24 protein-coding genes and 2 rRNA genes are annotated in these 23,503 nt (G+C 53.4%); 20 read left to right on the plus strand and 6 right to left on the minus strand.

Annotation, left to right across the window (positions count from 1 at the left end):
- Window positions 1–34 precede the first annotated feature (34 nt).
- From PJE062_RS18790 to PJE062_RS18805, 4 genes are all read left to right on the plus strand, one after another.
- Window positions 35–2,759, plus strand: a 23S ribosomal RNA gene (locus PJE062_RS18790).
- Window positions 2,760–2,848: 89 nt separating this feature from the next.
- A 5S ribosomal RNA gene (gene rrf / locus PJE062_RS18795) occupies window positions 2,849–2,963 on the plus strand.
- A gap of 338 nt (window positions 2,964–3,301) precedes the next feature.
- Complete coding sequence (locus PJE062_RS18800; protein ID WP_008551738.1) at window positions 3,302–3,676, plus strand: MmcQ/YjbR family DNA-binding protein; 375 nt, start codon at window positions 3,302–3,304, stop codon at window positions 3,674–3,676.
- A gap of 387 nt (window positions 3,677–4,063) precedes the next feature.
- Window positions 4,064–4,585: a hypothetical protein gene (locus PJE062_RS18805; RefSeq protein ID WP_008551619.1), complete on the plus strand. Its 522-nt coding sequence runs from the start codon at window positions 4,064–4,066 to the stop codon at window positions 4,583–4,585.
- Here the strand turns inward: PJE062_RS18805 and PJE062_RS18810 are convergent.
- Window positions 4,582–5,385 carry a class I SAM-dependent methyltransferase gene (locus PJE062_RS18810; protein ID WP_008551318.1) on the minus strand — a complete coding sequence of 268 codons (804 nt, stop codon included), beginning with the start codon at window positions 5,383–5,385 and terminating at the stop codon, window positions 4,582–4,584. The two genes, PJE062_RS18805 and PJE062_RS18810, sit on opposite strands and share 4 nt — an antisense overlap.
- Window positions 5,386–5,550: 165 nt before the next feature.
- On the opposite strand from PJE062_RS18810, the gene PJE062_RS18815 reads away from it, so the two are divergent.
- The 4 genes from PJE062_RS18815 to PJE062_RS18830 are packed head-to-tail and all read left to right on the plus strand — an operon-like array spanning window position 5,551 to window position 8,090.
- Window positions 5,551–6,282 carry an energy-coupling factor ABC transporter ATP-binding protein gene (locus tag PJE062_RS18815; RefSeq protein ID WP_008551618.1) on the plus strand — a complete coding sequence of 244 codons (732 nt, stop codon included), beginning with the start codon at window positions 5,551–5,553 and terminating at the stop codon, window positions 6,280–6,282.
- Window positions 6,279–6,899 carry an energy-coupling factor transporter transmembrane protein EcfT gene (locus PJE062_RS18820; RefSeq protein ID WP_008551285.1) on the plus strand — a complete coding sequence of 207 codons (621 nt, stop codon included), beginning with the start codon at window positions 6,279–6,281 and terminating at the stop codon, window positions 6,897–6,899. Before PJE062_RS18815 ends, PJE062_RS18820 begins: the two co-directional genes overlap by 4 nt.
- A gap of 1 nt (window position 6,900) precedes the next feature.
- Window positions 6,901–7,467 carry a biotin transporter BioY gene (locus PJE062_RS18825; RefSeq protein WP_008551407.1) on the plus strand — a complete coding sequence of 189 codons (567 nt, stop codon included), beginning with the start codon at window positions 6,901–6,903 and terminating at the stop codon, window positions 7,465–7,467.
- A 17-nt stretch (window positions 7,468–7,484) separates the two neighbouring features.
- Window positions 7,485–8,090, plus strand: a complete 606-nt coding sequence (locus PJE062_RS18830; RefSeq protein ID WP_198136882.1) for a GrpB family protein — start codon at window positions 7,485–7,487, stop codon at window positions 8,088–8,090.
- A gap of 18 nt (window positions 8,091–8,108) precedes the next feature.
- Here PJE062_RS18830 and PJE062_RS18835 read toward each other — a convergent pair whose 3' ends face one another.
- Window positions 8,109–9,359 carry an ROK family protein gene (locus tag PJE062_RS18835; protein ID WP_050773953.1) on the minus strand — a complete coding sequence of 417 codons (1,251 nt, stop codon included), beginning with the start codon at window positions 9,357–9,359 and terminating at the stop codon, window positions 8,109–8,111.
- Window positions 9,360–9,517: 158 nt separating this feature from the next.
- A complete protein-coding gene (locus tag PJE062_RS18840) occupies window positions 9,518–10,756 on the minus strand; it encodes an MFS transporter (RefSeq protein ID WP_008551454.1) in 1,239 nt (412 codons plus the stop codon).
- Between the two features lie 129 nt (window positions 10,757–10,885).
- On the opposite strand from PJE062_RS18840, the gene PJE062_RS18845 reads away from it, so the two are divergent.
- Window positions 10,886–12,154, plus strand: coding sequence for an SLC13 family permease (locus PJE062_RS18845; RefSeq protein WP_008551668.1), 1,269 nt, complete (start codon window positions 10,886–10,888; stop codon window positions 12,152–12,154).
- 36 nt (window positions 12,155–12,190) lie between these two features.
- Here PJE062_RS18845 and PJE062_RS18850 read toward each other — a convergent pair whose 3' ends face one another.
- Window positions 12,191–12,604, minus strand: coding sequence for a helix-turn-helix domain-containing protein (locus PJE062_RS18850; RefSeq protein ID WP_008551527.1), 414 nt, complete (start codon window positions 12,602–12,604; stop codon window positions 12,191–12,193).
- 143 nt (window positions 12,605–12,747) lie between these two features.
- Here PJE062_RS18850 and PJE062_RS18855 point away from each other — a divergent pair, with 143 nt between their 5' ends.
- From PJE062_RS18855 to PJE062_RS18875, 5 genes are all read left to right on the plus strand, one after another.
- Complete coding sequence (locus tag PJE062_RS18855; protein WP_008551315.1) at window positions 12,748–13,518, plus strand: nuclear transport factor 2 family protein; 771 nt, start codon at window positions 12,748–12,750, stop codon at window positions 13,516–13,518.
- A 150-nt stretch (window positions 13,519–13,668) separates the two neighbouring features.
- Window positions 13,669–14,172 carry a DNA topology modulation protein FlaR gene (locus PJE062_RS18860; RefSeq protein WP_008551328.1) on the plus strand — a complete coding sequence of 168 codons (504 nt, stop codon included), beginning with the start codon at window positions 13,669–13,671 and terminating at the stop codon, window positions 14,170–14,172.
- A gap of 147 nt (window positions 14,173–14,319) precedes the next feature.
- Complete coding sequence (locus PJE062_RS18865) at window positions 14,320–14,916, plus strand: hypothetical protein (protein WP_037037688.1); 597 nt, start codon at window positions 14,320–14,322, stop codon at window positions 14,914–14,916.
- Window positions 14,917–14,985: 69 nt separating this feature from the next.
- Window positions 14,986–15,399: a hypothetical protein gene (locus PJE062_RS18870; protein ID WP_037037690.1), complete on the plus strand. Its 414-nt coding sequence runs from the start codon at window positions 14,986–14,988 to the stop codon at window positions 15,397–15,399.
- Between the two features lie 364 nt (window positions 15,400–15,763).
- Window positions 15,764–16,492, plus strand: a complete 729-nt coding sequence (locus PJE062_RS18875; RefSeq protein ID WP_008551417.1) for a gamma-glutamylcyclotransferase — start codon at window positions 15,764–15,766, stop codon at window positions 16,490–16,492.
- 173 nt (window positions 16,493–16,665) lie between these two features.
- Here the strand turns inward: PJE062_RS18875 and hppD are convergent, their stop codons facing one another.
- A complete protein-coding gene (gene hppD / locus PJE062_RS18880; protein ID WP_008551398.1) occupies window positions 16,666–17,778 on the minus strand; it encodes a 4-hydroxyphenylpyruvate dioxygenase in 1,113 nt (370 codons plus the stop codon).
- 233 nt (window positions 17,779–18,011) lie between these two features.
- Here hppD and PJE062_RS18885 point away from each other — a divergent pair, with 233 nt between their 5' ends.
- The 5 genes from PJE062_RS18885 to PJE062_RS18905 all read left to right on the plus strand — a co-directional run bounded on the left by PJE062_RS18885 (window position 18,012) and on the right by PJE062_RS18905 (window position 22,223).
- Window positions 18,012–18,479 (plus strand): Lrp/AsnC family transcriptional regulator, encoded by a 468-nt coding sequence (locus tag PJE062_RS18885; RefSeq protein ID WP_008551672.1) that lies wholly within the window; start codon window positions 18,012–18,014, stop codon window positions 18,477–18,479.
- Between the two features lie 134 nt (window positions 18,480–18,613).
- The gene (locus tag PJE062_RS18890; protein ID WP_008551552.1) at window positions 18,614–19,396 is read left to right on the plus strand and encodes a tellurite resistance TerB family protein; all 783 of its coding nucleotides are present in this window, start codon (window positions 18,614–18,616) and stop codon (window positions 19,394–19,396) included.
- An 84-nt stretch (window positions 19,397–19,480) separates the two neighbouring features.
- Window positions 19,481–19,948: a DUF1203 domain-containing protein gene (locus PJE062_RS18895; RefSeq protein ID WP_008551427.1), complete on the plus strand. Its 468-nt coding sequence runs from the start codon at window positions 19,481–19,483 to the stop codon at window positions 19,946–19,948.
- Window positions 19,949–20,031: 83 nt separating this feature from the next.
- On the plus strand, window positions 20,032–21,642 hold the full coding sequence (locus tag PJE062_RS18900; protein ID WP_008551394.1) for a GMC family oxidoreductase: 1,611 nt from the start codon (window positions 20,032–20,034) through the stop codon (window positions 21,640–21,642).
- 11 nt (window positions 21,643–21,653) lie between these two features.
- Window positions 21,654–22,223, plus strand: coding sequence for a GNAT family N-acetyltransferase (locus tag PJE062_RS18905; protein ID WP_008551261.1), 570 nt, complete (start codon window positions 21,654–21,656; stop codon window positions 22,221–22,223).
- A 2-nt stretch (window positions 22,224–22,225) separates the two neighbouring features.
- On the opposite strand, the gene PJE062_RS18910 is transcribed toward PJE062_RS18905, so the two are convergent.
- Window positions 22,226–22,804 (minus strand): TetR/AcrR family transcriptional regulator, encoded by a 579-nt coding sequence (locus tag PJE062_RS18910; protein WP_008551704.1) that lies wholly within the window; start codon window positions 22,802–22,804, stop codon window positions 22,226–22,228.
- A gap of 151 nt (window positions 22,805–22,955) precedes the next feature.
- Here PJE062_RS18910 and PJE062_RS18915 point away from each other — a divergent pair, with 151 nt between their 5' ends.
- Complete coding sequence (locus PJE062_RS18915; protein WP_008551301.1) at window positions 22,956–23,450, plus strand: ester cyclase; 495 nt, start codon at window positions 22,956–22,958, stop codon at window positions 23,448–23,450.
- Window positions 23,451–23,503: the final 53 nt, after the last annotated feature.

Raw genomic sequence — 23,503 nt, forward strand, 5'->3', positions numbered from 1 at the left:
GGATTGTGGTTTTATGATTATTGCTAATGAGAGTGATCAAGTGTCTTAAGGGCATTTGGTGGATGCCTTGGCGACTAGAGGCGATGAAAGACGTGATACGCTGCGATAAGCGTCGGGGAGCTGCGAATAAGCTTTGATCCGGCGATTTCTGAATGGGGCAACCCACACCTTTATGGTGTACCCGCAAGGGGGCAAACCCGGGGAACTGAAACATCTAAGTACCCGGAGGAAAGGACATCAACCGAGACTCCGCTAGTAGTGGCGAGCGAACGCGGACCAGGCCAGTGGTCATATTTTAAGAACCGGAACAAGTTGGGAAACTTGGCCTTAGTGGGTGATAGCCCCGTACGGGTAGAAAGAGATATGATCCTTGAGTAGGGCGGGACACGTGAAATCCTGTCTGAACATGGGGGGACCACCCTCCAAGCCTAAGTACTCCTAGTCGACCGATAGCGCACCAGTACCGTGAGGGAAAGGTGAAAAGTACCCCGACGAGGGGAGTGAAATAGTACCTGAAACCGAATGCTTACAAACAGTTGGAGCCCGTAAGGGTGACAGCGTACCTTTTGTATAATGGGTCAGCGACTTAATTTAACGAGCAAGCTTAAGCCGATAGGTGTAGGCGTAGCGAAAGCGAGTCTTAATAGGGCGTTTTAGTTCGTTGGATTAGACCCGAAACCGAGTGATCTAGCCATGAGCAGGTTGAAGGTGCGGTAACACGCACTGGAGGACCGAACCCACGAATGTTGAAAAATTCGGGGATGACTTGTGGCTAGGGGTGAAAGGCCAATCAAACTCGGAAATAGCTGGTTCTCCGCGAAATCTATTTAGGTAGAGCGTCCTGTGAATACTCCTGGGGGTAGAGCACTGGATGGGCTATGGGGGCTCACCGCCTTACTGATCCTAACCAAACTCCGAATACCAGGAAGTACTGCAGGGCAGACACACAGTGGGTGCTAACGTCCATTGTGGAGAGGGAAACAACCCTGACCGCCAGTTAAGGTCCCTAAGTTATGGCTAAGTGGGAAAGGATGTAGAGATCCCAAAACAACCAGGATGTTGGCTTAGAAGCAGCCATCATTTAAAGAAAGCGTAACAGCTCACTGGTCTAAATAAGGGTCTCCGCGCCGAAAATGTACCGGGGCTAAAGCCATACACCGAAACTGCGGGTGCGTCTTATGACGCGCGGTAGCGGAGCGTTCTGTAAGCTGATGAAGGTGGACCCGTGAGGGCTGCTGGAGGTATCAGAAGTGCGAATGCTGACATGAGTAACGATAAAGAGGGTGAGAGACCCTCTCGCCGAAAGTCCAAGGGTTCCTGCGCAACGCTAATCGGCGCAGGGTTAGCCGGCCCCTAAGGCGAGGCCGAAAGGCGTAGTCGATGGGAACGGGGTTAATATTCCCCGGCCAGTGGGTAGTGACGGATGCCGTGTATCGTATCTCCTTATTGGATTGGAGATGCGGTGAAGGTGTTCCTGGAAATAGCTCCCACGCTAAGACCGTACCCGAAACCGACACAGGTGGACAGGTAGAGTATACCAAGGCGCTTGAGAGAACTGTGCTGAAGGAACTCGGCAAATTGCTCCCGTAAGTTCGCGAGAAGGGAGCCCGGTACGAAGGCAACTTTGTATCGGGGGCACAGAATAGGGGGTTGCGACTGTTTATCAAAAACACAGGGCTCTGCGAAGCCGCAAGGCGACGTATAGGGTCTGACGCCTGCCCGGTGCTGGAAGGTTAAGAGGAGGTGTGCAAGCACCGAATTGAAGCCCCAGTAAACGGCGGCCGTAACTATAACGGTCCTAAGGTAGCGAAATTCCTTGTCGGGTAAGTTCCGACCTGCACGAATGGCGTAACGACTTCCCCGCTGTCTCCAGCACAGACTCAGTGAAATTGAATTCCCCGTGAAGATGCGGGGTTCCTGCGGTCAGACGGAAAGACCCCGTGCACCTTTACTACAGCTTCACACTGGTATTCGTGATGACATGTGTAGGATAGGTGGTAGGCGTTGAACCCCGGGCGCCAGCTCGGGTGGAGCCATCCTTGAAATACCACCCTTGTCCTCATGGATATCTAACCGCGGTACTACAATATCCGGGACCGTGTGTGGCGGGTAGTTTGACTGGGGCGGTCGCCTCCCAAATGGTAACGGAGGCGCGCGAAGGTAGGCTCAGAGCGGTCGGAAATCGCTCGTTGAGTGCAATGGCATAAGCCTGCCTGACTGCGAGACTGACAAGTCGAGCAGAGACGAAAGTCGGTCATAGTGATCCGGTGGTCCCTCGTGGAAGGGCCATCGCTCAACGGATAAAAGGTACGCCGGGGATAACAGGCTGATGATGCCCAAGAGTCCATATCGACGGCATTGTTTGGCACCTCGATGTCGGCTCATCGCATCCTGGGGCTGGAGCAGGTCCCAAGGGTTTGGCTGTTCGCCAATTAAAGCGGTACGTGAGCTGGGTTCAGAACGTCGCGAGACAGTTCGGTCCCTATCTGCCGTGGGTGTAGGAAATTTGAGAGGATCTGTCCCTAGTACGAGAGGACCGGGATGGACGTACCTCTGGTGGACCTGTTGTGGCGCCAGCCGCATTGCAGGGTAGCTATGTACGGAATGGATAACCGCTGAAGGCATCTAAGCGGGAAACCAACCTCAAAACAAGATATCCCTTGAGAGCCGTGGAAGACCACCACGTCGATAGGAGGCATGTGGAAGGGTGGTAACATCCGAAGCTGAGCCTTACTAATAGCTCGATCGATCTTGATCACTCCCATTAAGCTATAATCATAAAGCTTAAATCCAAAAACAAAGCTTCAACTAAACAAAACAGACCAGTTCATAATGTGACTTATTCCTGCCCGGTGGCTATGGCGGGGCGCCCCCACCCGATCCCATCCCGAACTCGGAAGTGAAACGCCCCTGCGCCAATGGTACTTCGTCTTAAGACGCGGGAGAGTAGGGCGCCGCCGGGCATGAATAAGACACACAAAAATCTCTCAAAATCACAGAACAAAAAATCACACAAAAGCCCCCGATGCATAATGCTCGGGGGCTTTTTGACGTTTGGAAGTCCTCCTCCAATATAACGAATGAGACTTTGACGAGCTCGAGTTTTGCGGCTGTGAGTGAGAGCTTGAGGTCATGCTTAGTCGTGGATTTGGCTTAGATTATTAGCCGATTATCAGCGGGTTAGGGGACAGACAGGTCAGGTGATTTCAACTCCATCTTGCTTGCATTTCTATTGTGTGGAAGGTTGCAAAGTGACGGTATGATGCAATTGCGTGATAATCGGTTTCTATGAGGTGTTGCTTTGACGCGGGATGAGTTTGATGGGTTTTGTAAGTCTTTGATTGGGACGACGAATGTCATTCAGTGGGGAAATGCTTCGGTTTGGAAGGTTGGGGGGAAGATCTTTGCGATTTGCTCTAACTGGGGTGAGGATCGACCAGAGATGGAAGGGATCAAGATCAGCTTCAAGTGCTCAGATCTTTCCTATCAGATCCTGACGGAGCAAGAGGGGATTATTCCTGCGCCTTATCTGGCTCGTGCCAAGTGGGTTCAGCTGGAGACGATGGGTGCGATGGCTGATGGTGATATCAAGGATTACATCACAGAGGCGCACAGTATCATCGCGAAGAAGCTGACCAAGAAGCTTCAGAAAGAGATTGGATTCGTACCTGCTTGATTTTGCAGGTGAATTGCAGGACATCGCTGCTTTGCGTTGTTTTGTGCGTTGATTTGCGTTTTTTGCGTGTTGGGTGCGTTGAAAGTGGTTTTTCAGCGTTGTTGTGTTTGAAGTCGTGAAAGTTGACCATGCCTTCGGTTAGGCGTGTGCGAAGGCTGGTCCCCAATAGCGCTAGCATGGTTATTGGGGAGGGGAGTAAGATTTTCTATCTGAAACCAGCAAAAAAGATATGCCCGCTTTGAGTCGCTCTGGCCTGAATGTTCCTGACAGACGTTATTCCCCTTCTCACAGACTGCGCTATTCTTAGAGGTGCTGCTTCTGAGATGCTTTGCTTGCCGAAACTTCAGATTGCTTTCGTTGCCTGCTGTTTTGTGCCAATAAGGCGCTATGGATCTGAACCAACTAGATGACCGCCTGAAAGCTGACTGTGAGAAGTGTGCAGCTTTGTGCTGTGTAGCGCTTGCTTTTGATAAGTCGAGCGTTTTTCCCTTCGATAAAGCTGCGGGTGAGCCTTGCCGAAATCTTGAGAGCTGCGGCACGTGCAAGATCCATTCTGATCTGGCGACGACCGGATACATGGGCTGTGTTCAGTTCCACTGTCATGGGGCCGGGCCGGTTGTCACGCAGGATCTGTTTTCTGGAAGCACATGGCAGACGCAGCCGCATTTGCTGCGGCCCATGATGGAAGCGTTCTGGGTGTATTTGCGGCTTCAGGAGCAGGTGCTTCTGCTGAAACATGCTGCCAATCTGCCGTTGCCTGAGGGCAAGCAAAAAGAGCTGCATGCGTTTCTGGATGAGCTTTGCCCCGAAAATGGGTGGAGCTGGGATGCCTTTGAGGGGCTGGACCATGCCAAGGTGTCTGCGAATGTGAAAGTGTGGCTGACCTCCCTACGGGATGTGCTGGCCTAGATTTGAGGCTTGGTTGCTTTGATCATCAGAAGGAACGCGGAGAGATCTTTCCAGCGGTGGAAGCGTGGAGCTTGAGCAATCGCCTCTTCTGTTGGTTTGGGTTCCTGAATTTCTTTGATCTGAAAACCCGCGGTGATGATGGGATTGATATAGTCGCTCAAAGTGCGAGGGAATCTGGGCACGCTGAAGTGTTGAATGTCTGTGCTATGTCCGTGCCTTGCGAATTTCCAGCGATCTGCGAAGTGGGTTTGGTCATAGTATTTTGAAACGACCAAACCGGTTGTGTTTCCATTCTCGTCTTTTCGCCAGGATAGGCCCGGTGTGATGAAACATGGGTGTAGAATTGAGAATGCGAGCGTACCGGCGGGCTTAAGAAGTCGGAATGCTTCCTGCATGGCTCCTCCAAAATCTGGCCCATCCATGAAAGCAAGGGTAGAGACGACCATATCGAACGCATTGTCTGGAAAGCCCGTGTTGGTGCTGTATGAGCTGGTGATGTAGTTTATGCCTAAAGGGGCCTTTTGTTCCTCAGCAACGGCGTGGGCGATCATGTTCTCTGAAAGATCAGCGCCAGACATATAGGCACCTGCTTTCGCCAGTTTGCGGGTGTTGTTGCCTTCTCCACATCCGAGATCAATAATGTGCTTACCGCTGACGTCCCCCAGAAAGTCCTCGAATGCTGGCCACGTGAACAGATCCCGGTAGACATCTAAACCTGCGTCTACGTCTTTTTTCCATTGATCTGCGTTCTGGTCCCAATGGTTGGCAACGAGTGCATCAGTGAACTGCTCGGCTGACATGGCAATACCTCTAAGCTGATAATTTGCTGAAAAGGGTGCGAACGTGGCACATAGGAAAAGGTTTGTCGAGCAGAGATAGCCAGCCTAGAGCTTACAGATTTCCATAGCGTGGGTTTTCTGCATTGTGTATAGGAGTGCAACTCCTTTGGCAGGTGAACTTACGGCGTGAACGAGACTTCAAAAACAATCAGCTTTGACCATGTTTCCATTGAGCGCAGTGGGACGACGATCATTCGTGATCTGACAGTGCAGCTGCCGGATCAGCGGGTTGGGATTATTGGCCGGAACGGATCTGGCAAGTCTACACTTGTGCGCAGCCTGAATGGTTTGCTGCCAGTGAGTGCCGGGTCTTTGCATGTTCATGGTGTTTCAGCTGAAGAAGGTGCCAAAAAGCTGGCGCGGGTGACGGGCTTTGTGTTTCAGAACCCGGATCATCAGCTGATCTTTCCCACTGCCCTGGAAGAGCTGAGCTTTGGCTTGCGCCAGATTGGTGTCAGCAAGGCGGATGCGAAGGCGCAGGGGCTTGCGCTGTTGCAGGACCATGGTATTGCGCCGTTGGCTGAGCGGCCCGTACATGAGCTTTCTGAAGGGCAGAAGCAGCTGATCTGTATTCTGGCTGTGCTCATTATGGAGCCGAAGCTGGTGGTGCTGGATGAGCCGTTTTCCAGTCTGGACCTGCGCACACGAGCGGCGTTGCGGCGCAAGCTGGAGAAGCTGGATCAGCAGGTTATCTTCGTGAGCCATGAGCTGGATGCCTTGAGCGATTACGACAAGGTGGTCTGGATTGAGGATGGGGCGGTCAAGCAGTTTGGTGCGCCTTCTGATGTGCTGACAGCTTATCAGGAGCATGAGCTTTCTGGTGCGGACCTTCATTTTGAGGGAGCTGCGCGCGCATGATCTCCCTTTACATGGCGGGTAACAGTTGGGCGCATCGGCTTCCTGCCAGAGTGAAGCTGATCTTTCTGTTTGTGCTGAGCCTGCTGATCATCCCGTTCAACACGCTTTGGTTCTCTGCTTTGCTGCTGGTGTTCGTCGTGGCGCTGTATGCCACGCTTGGCCGGCGTGGGCTGGAGAAGCTGAAGGTGGTGCGGCCACTGCTCTGGATGATGGGTATCATCTTTCTGGTGCATGTGTTTCTGGGAGACATCGAGCAGGGTATTATTGCTGTGTTGCGCCTATTGGCGATGGTGCTCCTTGCCAATTTTATTAGTATAACAACCCACATGGAGGCTTTGATGGATGCGGTGGAGCCGCTGTTCAAGCCTCTGCGTGTGTTTGGCATTTCCCCAAGACGCGTTTCGCTGGCAGTTGCTTTGGTTATCCGGTTTGTGCCGGTCCTGCTGGCGGTTTATGCGTCACTGCAAGAAGCGTATAAAGCCAGAACAGCCCACGCCAACAGCTGGCGCTTGCTTGCTCCATTTGCCTTGCACGCGATAAAAATGACAGATCATGTTGCCGAAGCTCTGACAGCCCGTGGTGGTGCTGACGGCTTTGATGATCACAAAAGAAGTTAGGATGACTATGTCTAGTGATCGTTCTCTTGTTCAGATTGCTTTTTATGCGGCCCTGATTGCTGCTCTTGGGCTGGTGCCTAAGATTGAGCTGGGTCTTGCTGGCGGTATTCCAATTACGGCGCAGTCGCTTGGTGTGATGCTGGCGGGTATGATGCTTGGTCCGGTGCGTGGCGGGCTGGCTGTTGCTTTGTTCCTGTTCCTCGTGGCGCTTGGCTTGCCGTTTCTGGCTGGTGGCCGTGGTGGCATTGGCGTGTTTTATGGCGCAACTGCTGGCTATCTGGCCGGTTACTTTGTTGGCGCGATTGTGGTTGGTGCAATCATGAAAGCCATGCGCAACATGAACGTGGTGTTTGGTGCGATTGTCTCCGGCATTATTGGCGGCATCGTTGTGGTGCATGCGCTTGGCGTACCGGTGCTGGCATACAAAGCTGGTATGACACTCGACAAAGCAATCATGGTGGGCAGCCTGCCGTTTATTCCGGGTGACCTGATTAAGGTGGCTCTGGCAACGCTGGTGGCACACACCATTGCACGCGGTTTGCCATCTGCCATGCTGTCCCGCAGCTAAGTTTGCGACAATGTGTTTTGAAGAAGCCGGTTCCGTTTGGAGCCGGCTTTTTCTTTGATCAGTTGCGCGCTAGTAATAGAACTAGCAATGCTTTCTCTGAGAGGCAGACATTGGTGCTAACCAGCAAAATTACTGCGTTTGATCCGGCTTGGTCCAATATGTTCGAGAAGGAAAGCGGCCGTATCTCGGGTGCTTTCGGAGACACTCTTGTTGCGATCTATCATGTTGGCAGTACAGCGATCACAGGATTAGCAGCAAAGCCTGAAATCGATATGCTGGTCGAAGTTTCCTGCCATCAGCGCACACCTGAAGTAGACAGCTTTATGCGGTCATTGGGCTATACTCGGGGAAAAGATCTTTCGCCGGGGCATCACTTTTATCGGCGGGATGTTGATGGAGTTCGGACACATAAAGTGCATGTCTGTCCTACAGGGCATTCGCAAATTTCAAGAATGTTGCGCTTCCGCGATTTGCTTCGTCAGGATGCTGAGTTGAGAGACCAATATCAGTACCTCAAGCTAAAGCTAGAGGCTGAAAACACTGAAGGCATCAAAGAGTATCTAGCTGGTAAGGCACCGTTTATTGATGCTCTTCTGAAGGGAAAGCCAGATACAAACCAGTAACTGCATCTGGCTACTGCATCAGTGCACCAGTGCCTGATCCAGGTGTTTCAGGGCTTTGATGAGCAGGCCCTGGAGGATGAAATCTTCATCCCATGGCAGGACTTCTAGATTGACGGCATCGAGCAGTGGTGCCAGCAGACTGCTTTCCAGGCCCTTGTTCATGCCGTGTTTGAACAGGTCGTAAGCCTGCATGGCTTTGCCGGTGAGGACGATGCGGCTTGGATCCAGCAGCGAGATTGTGCGGGCAAGGCTGACGCCCAGAGCGAACCCGGCATCAGTGAAGACCTTTTGTGCCTGTGCATCGCCCACACGGGCGCGGGCACGCAGGTTCTGGATGTACTCCGGCCCATAGAACATGGCGGAGGGAGAGGTTTCCTTCGGCAGCTTCTGGGCTTCGCGGTAGAGCGCGTAGTCGGCGATGTAGGCTTCCAGACAGCCTTTCTTGCCACATCTGCAGGCGGCGCCATCCGGGGTGAATGGGGAATGGCCGTATTCGGCAGCGGCTCCGGTTTCACCGCGGTAGAGGGCGTTCTTGATGAAGATGCCCATGCCGACGCCACGGTCGATGTAGACCACCACGAAGTTGCCGCTGTACTTTTCAGCGTCCTGCCGGTGCAGGGCCTCGGCGATCATGTTGGTGTCGTTGTACAGTGTGCAGGTGATGCCAAGAGTTTTGGAGAGCTTTGCGGTGAGCTCCACCTGCCGCTCTGCAATGGTGGGTGACCAGATGATGGAGCCGTTGTGCTTGCCGACGATGCCTTGCGTCGCCACGGTGATTTCCATGACACTGCGGGCGCGAAGCGGCTCTGTCTTCAGTAGGGCTTTGATTTCTCGTGCGAGCAGGGCGATGAAGGCATCGCCGCCCATATCGGAGGATTCCACCATGAATTTGGCTTCGGCGTGTTGATGGCCGGTGTAGTCCACCAATGCAAGAGACACGCGGTCTACCGAGAGCTTGACGGTGATGACGTGGGCCACATCATCGCGCAGGCGCAGATAGGTGCGCGGGCGGCCTCTTGTGTTGGCATCCGGATTGGGTTGTTCTTCCACCTCTGCGATCAGGCCGCGATCTTTCAGATCAGCGGTGATGGAGGTGACAGCTGCGAGGGACAGACCTGTGAGCCGGCCAAGGTCGACACGGGCCAGCGTGGTGTGACGCCGCAACGTGGATAACACCACGAACCGGTTTTGGCGACGAACCTGTTCTCTACTGGCTTTTTCGATCATTCGAGTACTGGCCTGCACTTCGCGCTTTGAGTTCACAAGCATTCATTTGCATTTACGCATGAGGCTCTGAACATTTGCTTTTTTGCGCGCGTTCTTTGTTTGACGCAATAAGCATAAGTTTTTGAGGACCAGTAAATAAAGGGAGGAACCGTATAAATCAGCGTTTTCACCCGAAAGTTGAGGTGACCTAATCGTAAGGATTACCCCGTTTGTTGGGGGGCTGCGCCGTCATCTTCATCTAATTGGGCTGGCAAAGTTTCCGGCATCAGGAACAGGTACATCGTGCCGCCGATGAAGGCGAGAATCGCCAGAGTTATGAAGGCCGGGGAATAGCCGAAGAACTGCACGATCTCTTCTGCCAGCAGGTTGGAGGCTGCCGAGCCGATGCCAACCACGGCGGCAAGCGCGCCCTGCACCAGATTGAAGCGGCCTGTGCCGCGGGTCAGGTCTGCGGCGATGAGCAGGATGATGACCCCGAAGATGCCGTTGGCGATGCCATCCAGTGATTGCACGGAGATGAGGGCTACAGGATCCTCCAACCACATGAACAGCATGCCGCGAATGGGCAGGATGAAGAAGGCCAGCAGGAAGAGCGGTTTGCGGCCCCACATGTCGGCGCGGGCTGCGCAGAGGATGGACATGATGGTCATCCAGAACTGCGCGACCACGATGCAGGCGGCGGCGAAGGCGATGCCGATGTTGACGTTGGAGTTGACGGAAAGTTTCTGCCCCACCAGCGGCAGCATGGCTGCGTTGGCGAAGTGGAACATGAACACGCAGAGCACCAGCGTGAGCAGGCGCTTATCCGCTGCGATGGTGCCGATGGTGGAGGGCTCGTCGCCGTCGTTGGGATTGTGGTGAAGGCCACCACGGGCTGCGTTGTGGTTGATGGCCGAACCGCTGACCATGCCGATGCTGATCGCCATGCCGACAGCCATGATTGCCACCAGCCAGAACACGCCTTCTGCTGAGATCCAGAGCGCTAGCCCGGCTCCCAGAATAGCGGCGAAGACATTGCCGGAGTGGTTGGCGGCCTGATTGGCGCCCATCTGCACGGTGAAGTGCTCTGGCCCCGAAATGCCGAGGGTTATGGCGGCGATGCAGGGGCCGACGAAGGCGACGGCGACACCCATGAAGATCTGGGCGATGTAGATGACCACCGGGTACTGCGAGAACAGCAGGATGGAGATGGTGGCGCAGCCAATGAGCAGGGCGCAGGAGGCAAGCAGCAGGCGTTTGCTGCGGGTGCTGTCGATGAAGGCGCCTGCGGGTGTTTGCAGGGCGACGGTTGTCAGCGAGCCGATGGCCAGCACCAGCCCGATGTTGCCGGGAGACCAGTGCAAGCCGGTGAGCAGGTAGATCGCCAGATAGGGTCCAATTCCGCCCACGACATCGCCCGCGAAGAAGTTCGTCGATAGCATGGCCTTGTTGAGCTTCATGGAGACCCTGATCCGGTTTGCTGTGCTCGCCGAGGATAGGGGGATGGCTCTAAGAAGCTGCCAAGGATTTCGCTCGATTGTGGCGGTGGTGGTTAAGCTGCTGTCAAACCACGCTGGATAGGGTGAGGCATGTCGGTCTCTCTTGGTATTTCCGCCCTCATTTTCCTCGGAATTGCCGTGCGCCAATGGCTCCCGCCCATGGTGCGGATCTGGCACATCATGCTGGCGGGTGCGATTGTGTTGCTGGTGCTGGGAGAGATTACACCGCTGGCAGCGTTCCATGCGGTGGACTGGCAGCTGATCTTTTACCTGTTTGCCGTGTTCAGCATCGCCTCCTCGCTGTATGACACCGGCCTTTCGCAGGATATCGCGGATATGCTGCTGAAGCGGTCGCAGTCTGGCATGGTGTTGCTTTGGTTCATTGTGGCGTCCGCGATCTGCGCGGCGGTGCTGACCAACGATGCTGCGGCGGTGATCGGCGTGCCCATCGCGATTATCCTGAGCCGGGCGTTCCGGTGGAAACTGGCGGTCGTTCTGGTGGTGCTGTGTGCGGCGGTGACGGTTGGCTCCATGGTGTCACCCGTTGGTAATCCGCAGAACATTCTGGTGGTGAATGCCGCTAATTTTCCGAACATGCTGGCCACGTTTATCGTATGGGCTTTGGTGCCCGGCGTGATCTGCCTTGTGGCTGTGTTCTTCCGCTTCCACTGGTTGGTGAAGAAGAATGGCTCAGATGAGAGCGCGCTGGTTTCACAGGAGGTGGAAACGCAGGCCGAGGCGGTGGAAGTAAGCCGTCGGCAATGGCCTGCCATGGTTTCCGCTCTGTTGCTGGTGGGCATCATCACGGGCGACAGTTTGGGGCGGACATACTTTCACCTCGGCCCCCTGCCGTTTGGCTGGGTGGGGCTGGTCTCTTGCCTGCCGATCTATCTGGTTGGGGATGAGCGGCTGCGGGTGTTCAAAGAAGTAGACTGGGCGACGCTGATCTTCTTTGTGGCCATGTTCGTCGTCACCGGCTCGCTCTACCAATCCGGCTCCCTGCAATACCTGCTTGGCTCCCTGCAGAATGAACTGGCAGACCTGACCATAACCGCGCTGGTGAGCTTTTGGGCCAGCCAGCTGTTTTCCAACGTGCCTGTGGTGGAGCTTTATTTGAAGCTGCTGGATGGCGGCGAAACCGGCACCTTCATGATGCTCTCCACCATCTCCACCGTGGCCGGAAACCTCTTCATCATCTCCGCCGCCAGCAACGTGATTGTGGTCCAACAGGCAGAAAAATTCGGCGCAACCCCCTTCACCTTCTGGCAATTCTGCTGGTGGATGTTGCCAATTACAGTGTTCTGCGTGGTGGTGAGCTATGGGTGGATTTGGGCGCTGACGATGTTGGGTGTGGGGTGAGTTTGCCTTTGCAGGGATGCTGCAAAGGCTCGTGTGTCAGTCAGCCTGCGTTCTGTCGTACTCTATGCGGGCGGTTTTTATGTGGTCCATTTGCTCGTGGGACCAGTAGACGAGGGGTTTCAGTGTTTCCAGCAGGCTGCGGCCAAGGGGGGTGAGCTCGTAGGAGACGGCGACGGGCGGGCCGGGTTCGACGGTGCGGGTCAGGTATCCGTCGCGTTGAAGGCCGCGCAGGTTTTCTGTCAGCACGCGCTGGGTGATATCGCCGATGCAGCGTTTGATCTGGCCAAATCGTTTTGGCTCATCTTCCAATGCCAGAATGATGATCATCCGCCATTTGCCCGTCACGTTTGAGAGAATGGAACGGATGGAGCAGTTGGATGCTTCGGCTTTGCTTGCGACACCGATTGGCAGCATGGTGACCTCTGGAACCTTTTGAATACCAACATCCATAATAATACCAGAATATCTCTTAGCAAGTGTCAGATTTTAAAGGCGGTATGCTTTAGCAAACTAGGTGTTTTTAAAGTGCGTAATTGCAACTTGGTGCGTTTTGAATACCATATCTCCATCACCAAATCAGAAGGAGATTCTTCATGACACCGAAAGAACTGGTCCTCACCCTTTTCATGGCTGTTTTCGCCGATCACGACCCGGAAGCTGCCCGCCAGGTGACTGCACCTGATTACATTCAGCACAATCCGCAGGTGCCTACAGGGGCAGAAGGTTTGCTTGGGCTGATCCCGATTGTGGAGCAGGCGGGTGTGACCGTGAAAACCCACCGTGTCATCACAGAGGGGGATCTGGTCGTGCTTCACAACACCTATGAGAATGCTGAGGCGTTTGGCGCTTCTTCTCTTGCGGCCTTTGATGTTTTTCGCGTGCAGGATGGTAAGGTGGTTGAGCACTGGGATAATCTTCAGCCTGTACCTGAGGTGACTGCATCAGGGCGTGGCATGACAGATGGGCCGACTGAGATCACTGATTTTGACCAGACACAGGCAAACAAGAAGCTGGTTGTTGGCTTCGTTCGTGATGTGCTTGGCGGTGGAGCGCCGGAGAAGGTCACCAACTACATGGATCCTGCCGTCTACATGCAGCACAATCCATCGATTAAGGACGGGTTGGCCGGACTGATGGCCGCCATTGAAGCCTTTGCTGCACAAGGCCAAGTGATCACCAAGTTTGAGCCACAGCTGGTTGTTGCAGAAGGCAACTTCGTCTTCGTCGCTTCCGATGCCACCATGGGCGGCGAGCCGTGGGCCTTCTTCGACCTCTGGCGCGTAGAAAACGGCAAAATCGTTGAGCACTGGGACGTAGTGTCTCCAACCCCAGCCGAAATGGCACATGAGAACGGCAAGTTTTGACGATTGATAAGAGATTGGGCTGGTTGGGGCCTGTTTGCCGGATATGGAGACCGGGAGCTGATGGGCTTCCGGTTTTTTCGTTACCGGGTGTGGTGGTTTGCTTTAAAATGAGATCAACGTAATGCGAGATAGCAGAGCTATGGAGTTGTGATGCAGCGGGTGATGATTGTTGGGTGTCCGGGCGCGGGAAAGACGACGGTGGCTAAGCGGTTGGCTGCTGTTACAGGTCTACCGCTTGTGCATCTGGACTTTCATTACTGGCAGTCCGGATGGGTTCGGACTGAGAGCGATGTTTGGGCCGAAAAGGTAGAGACTTTTGCTGCTCAGCCGCGTTGGATCATTGATGGAAACTATGGTGGCACTTTGGAGCCGAGGATTGCCCGTGCTGACACCGTGATCCATCTCGACTTCCCGACCCACATCTGCCTGTATCGTGTGTTCCGTCGAATGTTGGCTGGATTGGGAAAGAGACGAGAGGCTGAGTTCGTTGAGGGCTGTGAAGAGCGCTTTGACTGGAAATTTCTCTGGTTTGTCCTCAACTACAAACGGACAAACCGGCCACGTGACCTTGAAAAGCTAGAGAGTTTTGGCGGGCAAATGCTGCGATTTGAGCATCCCAGAGAGCTGGAGCAGTTTTGGGGAATGGTTGGGTGAGTTGGTGCGAAAGAGTTTTTAGTTCCTGTTCGAATAAGTGTGGGCTTTGAGCTAATGGCATTTTTCTAAAGCTTCGAACGGCTTACGATACTTTAAACTACTGAATTTTGACATTGCATTTTTACTCTTCGCAGAAAGCATCGAAAGATGGCCCATCCCTTAAAGTTAATTGATTATCGCGTAAACGAGCATGGTGATGTCTCAGGTGTTTTGTTCGAGAACCCACGGACTGGCGTTCGGCGAAATCTTTATTGGTCTATCTGTATTGAGTTGGACGGATTTACTTACTTTGAAGAAAATTGGAAAACGATCTTAAGTTTTGAGTGGTTGGTAGTGCCCTCAGAGAAAGCATCCTTTGAGATATCTGAGCAGAACACGGATGGTCTAGAATGCTCATGGTACTTCACTTATCAGCACATCCCTGCGAAGTCTGGAACCATTACGTTGGAACCAGTGGACGGCTTTCGAGCTTTTGAGATCTCGTTCTCAGTAGTTATCGACTCGCCTGGGTGGGATGAAGATCCATGTCAAGATATTGAAATATCAGGCTCAGTGAAACTTCCATGTTCCGGGATATCACTCATGCGGGACAGTTTTTTCCCAAAACCCAACTCAGAGGTTGAGGCTCGAGAGATGATTGCGCCTTTCTTTCCTGAGATTGCTGATTTCACCCTTAAACAGGAGGAAGATGAAGACGGCTGGCCAATTCAAGAAAAGACTAAGTTTTATTTTGTTCCGCAATAAGTGTTTTGCTAATTTCTATCTCTGGATTGAGCGTAAGTTGATGTCATTGAGGGTCGTATTTGAGGGACTATGCTTCAGTTGGTTAAAATCCTCGTCAGAAGTGTTCTAGCAATAGCTATTGTTTCCGGAATTACGTTCTACATTCTTGTAAATCATTCCACAGACGCCATGAATCTTACCTGCAAAGGAAAATGGCTTCAGTCTGGAAAAGGTGAAACTCTGTTTGCTGCCTTTGAATTTTATCGCCCTTGGATTTTGTGGGCTGAAGCAGATGGAAATGTTAGAGTAGAAACGGCCCAACTTCCCATATCTTCATACTTTTCTGAAGTAAAAATTATCGGACGAAAACCGCTGCGATTGTTTGAAATTACAGATTCTTATCGAGCAGGGATGATTGGAGGGTATCGTGAAGCTAGCAAAGAAATTGCGATAAACTTCTCAAAAGGTCTTACTTTTACGGGGAACTGTCGAGACGGGATTTGAGTATCGTTCCTAATACAAAAAAGACCGAAAGCGCCCCCGTTGCTTGCGGTCTTCGTTCAGCACCTCAGCGATTTCGCGAAGGGGCATACCTGCGGCTCGGTAGAACAAGATTTCCTGCAGTTTTAATGCCTCAGGTTAGCCGTAGATGCGTTAGAAATGTAGAGGTAGGAAGGTAAGATACTGTCAGATGGCAGCAGAACTTGCACTCTTATGATGCTTCCGGTTTTGCCTTTTGGACAGTTTGCTCGTTGATGCAAATGGGGATTCAACTTTTGCCATTATTTGTGGTGACAATAGCTGAGAAGAAGACTTTTACTTTGGTCAGATTGAACGTCTCACTAAATCATCAATTTAGGAGTGAACGTTGGTAAGTCAGACGCACGGTGACAGTTCAGGCCACCCCAAAAACAAAATGAGCGGGCTATCCGTCACTCGTGAGGGTTTAAGAGATGGGTCGCTCTTAAAAGCAGCGCGTCTGATTGCAGGGCCATCGAACACTTTGCTTTCTGACGGTGAAATTGAAACATCGCTGCAAAGGTTCATTTCTCACATCAGTGCAAACCAAGATGTTTGGGTGTTCGGGTATGGCTCCTTGATCTGGAACCCTGCATTTGAATTTGCAGAGAAACGAGCCACAGTTTTGCCGGGTTGGCATCGCTCTTTTTGCTTGTCAACTTTTGGTCGAGGTACTCGAGACAAACCCGGCGTGATGTTGGGTTTAGAGCCTGGCTCTTCTTGTGAGGGCATCGCTTTTCGTATCGGCCAAAAGAAAATTGAAGAAGAGCTTTTGATACTCTGGCGACGGGAGATGATATCCGGAGCTTATGAAGCGCGCTGGTTGAAAGCAGAAACAAACGATGGCCCGATCAGCACATTCGCATTTGTTGTAAAGCAGTCGCATCGGTCCTACATCGGGCATTTGAGTGAAGATGAGATTTCACAGAGACTTGCCTATGCTGAAGGTCCACTTGGTAGCTGTCACGAGTATCTCTTAAATACGTTATCCAGCTTAAAAGCCTTCGGCATATCAGATGATGGGCTGGAACGGATACACTCGAAAGTTCAAGAAAAACGTGAGGCGTCGAGAAACTAGTTTTGAGTTTCTCGCTGCTCAGGATCCCGCTTTCAGGAATGGAAACTTTGGGCATTTTGGATAGTTTGCTCGTCTAATATTGCCAAAGCACAGAGCTGGCCATGCATATCAAACAAAAAGACCGAAAGCGCCCCCGTCGCTTCCGGTCTTTTTTCAGCAATGGGTCCTGCTGTTTATTCGGCGGCGGATTGTTTTAGGACGCCGCGTTGGATCTGGTCTTCTTCGATGCTCTCAAAAAGGGCGCGGAAGTTGCCTTCGCCGAAGCCTTCGTCGCCTTTGCGTTGGATGAACTCAAAGAAGATTGGGCCGATGACGGTTTTGGAGAAGATCTGAAGCAGGATCTTGGTCATGCCGCCGCCAACAACGCCTTCACCATCGATAAGGATGCCGTGTTTGCCCATGCGGTCGAGTGGCTCGGTGTGGCCGTGGACGCGCTCGGCGCTGCGGTCGTAGTAGGTCTGTGGTGGACCTGGCATGAACTTGAGGCCATCTTCTGCCAGCATGTCGGTGGCTTCATAGATGTCATCGGTGCCAACGGCGATGTGCTGGATGCCTTCGCCTTTGTACTTCTTCAGGTACTCTTCGATCTGGCTGGTGTCGTCCTTGGACTCGTTCAGTGGGATGCGGATTTTGCCACATGGGGATGTGATCGCGCGGCTGACGAGGCCAGTGATACGGCCATCGATGTCGAAGAAGTGGATCTGCTTGAAGTTGAAGAGCTCACGATAGAACGCCCACCACTTATCCATGTTGCCGCGATAGACATTATGGGTCAGGTGGTCGAGGTAGTAGAAGCTCTTGCCGGTTGGTTTGGCGTCTGTTTCGCCGAGCCAGTCGAACTCTTCTGAATAGGCTGAGCCTTTGTCGCCGTATTTGTCGATGAAGTAGAGCAGGGAGCCGCCGATGCCCATGATGGCAGGTGCATCGAGGGTTTTGTCGGTGCCGGTATAGGCTTCTGCCCCGCGGCTGATGGCATGCTCAAAGGCCTGCTGTGCGTTGACTACGCGCCATGCCATGGACGGGGCGCATGGGCCGTGCTCATCGATGAAGCTGGAGGCGAAGCTGTTTGGCTCGGCGTTGAGGATGTAGTTCACATCGCCCTGACGGTAGAGCGTGATGTTTTTGCTTTTGTGCTTGGCAACAGGCTCAAAGCCCATGCGGCGGAAGAGAACGTCCAGCTTTTCCGGTTCCGGATGCGCAAACTCAACGAATTCGAAACCGTCGGTACCAGCCGGGTTTTCTGCTGTAATCTCAGCTGGTCCTGCATCGTGCGGAAATGGGCCCATTTGTTCCTCCTCAAACAAGGCGATGAATGCTGTTTGTCATCATTTGAGATGATGAAAACTGCATTCGCATCTGTTCTGCGTATCTTTTTCCGAAAACCGGTTCCCACTTTTCGGCGATACACTGCAACTTGGAACTATTCTGAAATATCTGTGACGCGACAGGTTTGCATTCTTACGTAAAATCACGCAATATATGCACAAATTGTGCGTCATGTTTTGATTTGGTGCGAAAGATGATTGAGCTTGACCAGTTTGACCTTAAGTTACTTGCAGCGCTGCAGGAAGACGCCAGCCAGACCAATCAGGAATTGGGAGAGGTGATTCACCTTTCTGCCTCGCAGGTTTCACGGCGGCGAACACGGCTGGAGCAGGAACGGGTGATCCGTCGCTACAAGGCTGATCTTTCGCCGGAGTATCTGGGGCTGGATGTGATGGCGTTTGTGGGGGTGGCGCTGGCTACGCACAACAAGGAGAATGCCCGGCTGTTTCGTGATCTGGTACGCACCATTCCCAGCGTGCAGGAAGCCTACGCCATGACGGGGGACATGGATTACATGCTCAAGATCCGGGTGAAAGATCTGAAGGCCTTGAGCGAAGTGATCAACAATGATCTGCTGCCTCATGAGGCAGTGCAGAACGTACGCAGCTCCATCGCGATGGATACGCTGCGGGACGATAACCATCTGCCGCTCGGGCAGTAGGTGTGCTCTCAAACATTACAATTTTGTCAGGTTGCACTTTTGCGGGAAGAGGCATCTTGAAGTGAAATTGATGGCTTCCCATGTCCTAAGAGGTTTGGCGTGTAGCGCCCAAGATCAACGAGATAGGATTACAGATGTTCGACAGCAAGGCACTTCTTGATCAGTTCTTAGGTTCCAACGGGGGTAATCAGGCCCGTGGTGCCATGGAGAAAGGGCAGTCGTACATCAAAAACAATGCTGGCGGACTTGCGGGTGGTGCCCTTGCCGGTGGTTTGGCTGGTTACCTTCTTGGCAGCAAGAAGGGCAAGAAACTTGGCAAAAAGGCCGTAAAATACGGTGGCATGGCGCTGGTTGGCGGCCTTGCCTACAAAGCTTTCCAGACATGGCAGGATGGTAAGAACAATGGCGGCGGTGGCGGTGGTGCTGCGGCTTCCCACGGTTCTGCCCAGACGCAGACACAGGCGGCTCCCGCCACTGTGGTGCCTGTGCCAGAGCCTCTTGCCCTGCCGGACCCAACCGGAACTGCGTTTGACCCGGATGCAGGGAACGGTGATGCCAAAGAGTTTGCTATGGCGCTGATCGTTGCGATGATCCAGGCGGCCAAGGCAGATGGTAATGTAGACGGCGAAGAGATGCAGCGCATCTTTGAAAAGCTGGATGAGCTTGGTCTGGGTGCAGAGGAAAAAGCGTTCGTTCTGGATGAGATGCGCGCACCACTGGATATCGACCGTGTGGTGGCGTTTGCGACCTGCCCGGAAACAGCAGCAGAGATTTACACCGCATCCCGCCTTGCCATTGATCCGGACCTTCCGGCTGAGCAGGCGTATCTGATGATGCTGGCTGCGCGTTTGCAGCTGGATAGCGGCTTGGTTACGGAGCTGGACAAGGCGATCGCCGCGGCTCAAGCGCAGGCATAACCGCGCTTATTTTGTATTGCTCGCAAATCGGGTGGTTACGGTTTGCGGAAGGCCATAGGTTGCTCCCAACTTAAGGAGTGACCTATGGCTTTTATTATTTCTGGATTGAAATCCAACGAGTTTGAAGCACTGAACGGCCTGAGCGAAGAGCAGTTGGCGGAGCGCAACGTGGTTGTTTATGTGGCTGATGAAAAGCCGGGTTTTCCGTGCCGCATCACGCTGGATGATGCCGAGGTTGGAGAGCGGGTGTTTCTGCTGAACTACGCCTACCAGCCCAATGACACGCCTTACAAAGCCTCTCATGCGATTTTTGTGCGTGAGAATGCCTCTGATGCCACGCCCTATGAAAACGAGGTTCCTGTATCGCTTTCTTCTCGTTTGCTGTCGCTGCGTGGGTTTGATGCAAACCACATGATGGTTGAGGCGGATATCGCGCAGGGTGATGACATCAAACCGATGCTGGAGAGCTTCTTTGAGAACCCGGATGTCTCTTATATTCAAATGCATTATGCACGGCGTGGGTGCTTTGCAGCGGTGGCGCATCGCGGGTGATCTAAACATATCTTACTAGTGCAATTGGCCCGTTCAGTTTCTATCTTAGGTCGCAAAGAGATTTGGGGCTTGGGAGGGCCGATATGCGCGCATTGGGAACCTGGGATTACATCGTGGTTGGAGCCGGTTCGGCTGGCTGTGTTGTCGCGAACCGGCTTTCTCAGGACCCGGATGTGAAAGTGCTGCTGCTGGAAGCAGGCGGCAACGACAAACATCCGTGGGTGCATATCCCCGTTGGCTATCTGTATTGCATGGGCAATCCGCGCATGGACTGGGGTTTCCAGACCGAGGCGGAGCCGGGGCTGAATGGGCGCAAGCTGAACTACCCGCGTGGCAAGCTGCTGGGCGGGTGCTCTTCCATCAACGGTATGCTTTACTTGCGCGGGCAGGCGCAGGATTATGACAACTGGCGCCAGCTGGGGCTAACCGGCTGGGGCTGGGATGATGTGCTGCCATACTTCCTGAAATCAGAGGACCACTATGGAGGCTCTTCTGAGGTGCATGGAGAGGGCGGCGAATGGCGCGTTGAGGAACAGCGTCTGTCCTGGCCGATCCTTGATAGGTTCCGTGATGCCTGCGAGGAAGTGGGCATTCCGAAGATCGATGACTTCAATGGCGGTGACAACTTCGGTTCCTCTTACTTTCAGGTGAACCAGCGCAAAGGCGTGCGGTGGAACACCTCCAAGGGGTTTCTGAAACCAGCGGCAGGGCGCAGCAATCTGAAGGTTCTGACAGATGCGCAGGTGACGACGCTGGAGTTTGGTGGGCGCCGTGCGACGGGCGTTTGCATGATGGTGAAGGGCGAGATAGTTTCTGCCGCTTGCACCGGTGAGATTATCTTGAGTGCGGGGGCGATCGGCTCTCCGCAGATCCTTGAGCTGTCTGGCATTGGCTCAGCTGAGCGGTTGACGGGGCATGGGATCGACATGGTGCTGGATCAGCCACAGGTGGGTGAGAACCTGCAGGACCATTTGCAGATCCGCAGTATCTATAAAGTTCAGAATACAGTGACGCTGAACCAGCGAGCGAACTCGTTGATTGGTAAGGCAAAGATTGCGGCGGAGTATGCGCTGAGCCGGTCCGGGCCTATGTCCATGGCACCAAGTCAACTTGGGGTGTTTACCCGCTCTGACAGTTCTTTTGAAACGCCGAACATTGAGTATCACATTCAGCCGTTGTCGCTGGATAAGTTTGGCGAGCCGCTGCATGAGTTCCCAGCGATTACCGCCAGTGTCTGTAACTTGCGGCCAGACTCGCGTGGAAGCGTTCATATCGGCTCCGGCAATGCGACAGCGCATCCGAAGATCCAGCCAAACTACCTTTCTGAGGAGAGTGACCGACGTGTGGCGGCAGATAGTTTGCGTCTGACACGGACGATTATGGAAACCAAGGCGATGGCTGAGTTCTCGCCGGAGGAGTATCTGCCGAGTGCGCATCTGGTGAGTGATGAAGACCTCGCCATCGCTGCGGGGGACATTGGCACCACGATCTTCCACCCTGTCGGCACCTGCTCCATGGGCACGGTGGTTGATGAACGGCTGAAGGTGAAGGGCATTGAGGGATTGCGCGTTGTCGATGCCTCTGTGATGCCGCGCATTGTTTCCGGCAACACCAACTCTCCGACGATCATGATTGCCGAGAAGGCATCGGACATGATCCGTGAGGATCGCAAGAACTCTGTGGTGGCAGCTTAAGGGGCATAGCTGTGTCGTTTACTGAACTTCCGGTTCCCAGATTAGGGACTGAGCGGCTGGTTCTGCGTTCCTGGCAGGAGCAGGACTTCGAGTGTCTCAAGACTATTTTTTGCGATGAAGAGACTGCCCGATTTGTTGGTGGTGCCCGCTCAGAACATATGGTCTGGAGACAGATGGCAACCATCATCGGGCATTGGCATATGCGCGGGTTTACGGTGTTTGCTGTGGAGCGGAAAGAGGATGGCAAGACCATCGGCTACGCTGGGCCGTGGTATCCGCTTGAGTGGCCTGAGCCGGAAATCGGGTATGCGTTGATCCCGGAGGCTCAGGGAAAGGGCTATGCCTTTGAGGCTGTGCAGGCGGCTTTGGGATACGTTTATGATGAGCTGGGCTGGGAAACGGCAATCAGCGTTATCGTGCGGGAAAACGAAGGCTCACGCTCGCTCGCCAAACGGCTTGGTGCTCACCAGGTTGGTGATATCAACTTGCCGGAAAGACCCCCTGCTGAGATCTGGAGGCATCTGTCTCCTGCGGAGCTTCGGAAACGCTTGAATTCTGGCGAACTGCTGGATGAGGTGTGAGGCTACTTGCTCAGTCCAAGCATGGTTTCTGCAGCTTCTGTCATACCCGCGCGGTACTTTTTTTCCGTCGTGATTTCCAGCTTCAGGCCTTTTGAGTAGGTGTTGAGAAGCCGCGCGATCTTGAGCGGTGTGCCCTCTGCTGTTTGCTGTAGGTGAGGCAAGTTTGCTTGCTCAATTGCTGCTGCGATTTCAGACAGGAAGTTGGCTTCTGCGGACTGCATGATGTCGCCAGTTGTTTCAATCGCAGCCGCTACAAAGTCTGAGGCGACATGGTCGATCTTGCCAACGTACTGGCCGTGCCAGATGCCAAACATCTCCGTGACTATGCCTTGCAGAGGTTTGCCTGATTGGGCGGTCTGCTGCACCAGCTTTAGGTTTTCTTCAAATGTGAAAGCGCTGGCCTCGCGGAAGAGATCCGTCTTGTCTTTGAAGTGAAGATAAAGCGCCTGCCGGGAGACATTTGCGGCTTGGGCGACGTCATTGAGTGACGATTTTCTGAAGCCAAACTGCATGAACACCTCGACGGCCGAGCTCAGAATACGCGCCCGGGTATCACGAGGTTTTTGAGGATTGGTTTGCACAGCAGTCTCCCTGAATGCGGAAAGTCATAGTGCTGATCACGAACTTGTCAAGCTTTACAAACTTGCGAATCTTGTAAAGTTGGTAAAGAAAGGGCACTTCCGTTTAACAGGAAGTGCGGGGCTCGTGCTTCCCAAAGCTGAAGGACTTTTTATGTTGAAGTTGAAATCGCTGGGCATCGGGCTGGTGCTGTCTGTTTTGAGTGTGACTGGTGCCGTTGCCGAGAAGCTGGCGCCCGTTGATGCCATGGCCGCGTTTTATGAAGTGGCAGATGCGCGCCCGTTTGATCAGGAGGCCTTTGTCTCGTTCTTCTCCGAGACGCATACAAACCATGATCCGCGTCCGGGCCAGACAAATGAAAGCAGCGGGGATATTGTGGCGGACTTTTATAAGTCTCTGCAGGATGGCTCGTCTGATGGGCGTCACGAGATCACGTTTATTGAGCCTGTTGGTGAGAGCAAAGCGCTTGTGCGTTGGCGCTATGTGGGCACGCATGATGGCCCTCTCTTTGGCATTCCGGCATCTGGCAATGAGTTTGATGCTGCGGGAATGGAGCTTTGGGAGTTTGATGAGAACGGCAAGATCAATGGGCTTTGGCACGTTGAAGAGATTGCCACGCTTCTGCGGCAGATTACAAAGAAACCATGATCTGTTTGGAATGAGGGAGTCTTCGATTGGCTCCCTTTTTTGTTCGGCGGTGA

The sequence above is a fragment of the Pseudovibrio sp. JE062 genome, from assembly GCF_000156235.1.
Classification (GTDB): domain Bacteria; phylum Pseudomonadota; class Alphaproteobacteria; order Rhizobiales; family Stappiaceae; genus Pseudovibrio.